This window comes from Rhodopseudomonas sp. B29 (assembly GCF_000333455.1).
Lineage (GTDB): Bacteria > Pseudomonadota > Alphaproteobacteria > Rhizobiales > Xanthobacteraceae > Rhodopseudomonas.
Map to the genome: position 1 here is coordinate 1 of NZ_BADD01000081.1, position 1,557 is coordinate 1,557.

The window sequence follows — 1,557 nt, forward strand, 5'->3', positions numbered from 1 at the left end:
TTGCACGAGCCCACCGAGCAGATCATTGCCAGCCTCAGCCCGGTCCTGAAGCGGGCGCCGATCAGCTTTGTGGTCGACGTGCCGAAAGGGTTGCTGATCGACGGCTATCCGGGCTCCTACGGCCAGATTCTGACCAATCTGTTCCTCAACGCCGCCAACCACGCCTTTCCGGACAGGCGCGCCGGGGCGATTACCATCACGGCGCGGCCGCGCGGCGCCGACGATGTCGAGATCATCTTCGCCGACAACGGCGCCGGCATGACCCCCGACGTCCAGCGTCAGGCGTTCGACCCGTTCTTCACCACCCGCCGCAACGAGGGTGGCACCGGGCTCGGCCTGCATATCGTTTACAATCTGGTGACCCAACAGCTCGGCGGCCGAATGGTGCTGGAATCCAGGCTGGGACAAGGCACCACCTTTCGCATTATCATGCCGCGTACCGCGACGGGCGCGGCCGATTCCGACACGACCATCGACGGGCAAGTGAACGGGCAGGTGAAATGGCCGACCAGGACGATATCCTCCAACTGATCGAAGATACCGATTCGGTCCCCGAGGTATCGAGCGGACGGAAGTGGAAGATCGCGGTCATCGACGACGATGCCGCAGTGCACGAAGGCACCCGCTTCGCGCTGAGCGACTACAGCCTCAACGGCCAGACGCTGGAAATCCTGTCGGCCTATTCGGCCGCCGAAGGCCGCGAACTGATGCGCGCCAATCCGGATGTCGCGGCGGTGCTGCTCGACGTCATCATGGAGACGGACGCCGCCGGCCTCGACCTCGTCGAATACATCCGCAACGAGATCAAGAACGAGACCGTCCGCATCATCCTGCGCACCGGCCAGCCCGGCCAGGCGCCGGAGCGCCGTGTCATCGTCGAGTACGACATCAACGACTACAAGGCCAAGACCGAACTCACCGCCGACAAACTGTTCACCTCGCTGACCGCCGCGCTGCGCAGCTACCAACAGCTCGAACGCATGGTGCAGACGCGGCGCGGGCTCGAGATCATCATCGATGCCGCCTCGACGCTGTACGACTTCAAGTCGATGCAGCGGCTCGCCGAAGGCGTGCTGACCCAGCTCGCCTCGCTGCTCAATGTCGATTGCGCCGGCATCCTGGTGCTACGCGACGCCGGCGACGATTTCTCGGTGCTGGCCGGCTCGGGCTGCTACAGCCGCTTCATCGGCTCGCCCGGCACCGCGCCGCTCGATCCCGATCTGCGCCAGATGGTCGAGGAAGCTTTCCGCCGCCGTCAGCATGATTTCGCCGACCACCGCACCGTGCTCTATGTCCGCACCGGCAGCGGCCGCGAGGTCGTGGTGCTGCTGCAGGCCGAGCGCGAACTCTCCGACACCGATCAGTCGCTGGTGCAGATCTTCGGCAGCCGGCTGTCGATCGCGTTCGACAACGTGATCCTCTATCGCCAGCTCCATGAGGCCAATACTCAGCTCGAAGACCGCGTCGCCCAGCGTACCCGGGCGCTGACCCAGGCCAACCGCCGGCTGTCGACGCAGTGGCTGCGACTGCAGCGCGCCAACGCGTCAAGAACGAGAT

General features: G+C 65.0%; 2 protein-coding genes. Both read left to right on the top strand.

Features of this window, described 5'->3' with window-relative positions; genetic code table 11:
* On the top strand, positions 1–531 hold a 531-nt coding region (locus tag I5M_RS02965), incomplete at its 5' end, for a sensor histidine kinase (protein ID WP_148287816.1).
* Positions 501–1,557, top strand: a 1,057-nt coding sequence (locus I5M_RS02970) for a DUF3369 domain-containing protein (RefSeq protein ID WP_022720039.1), incomplete at its 3' end; no start/stop codon positions are given. The genes I5M_RS02965 and I5M_RS02970, both read left to right, overlap by 31 nt.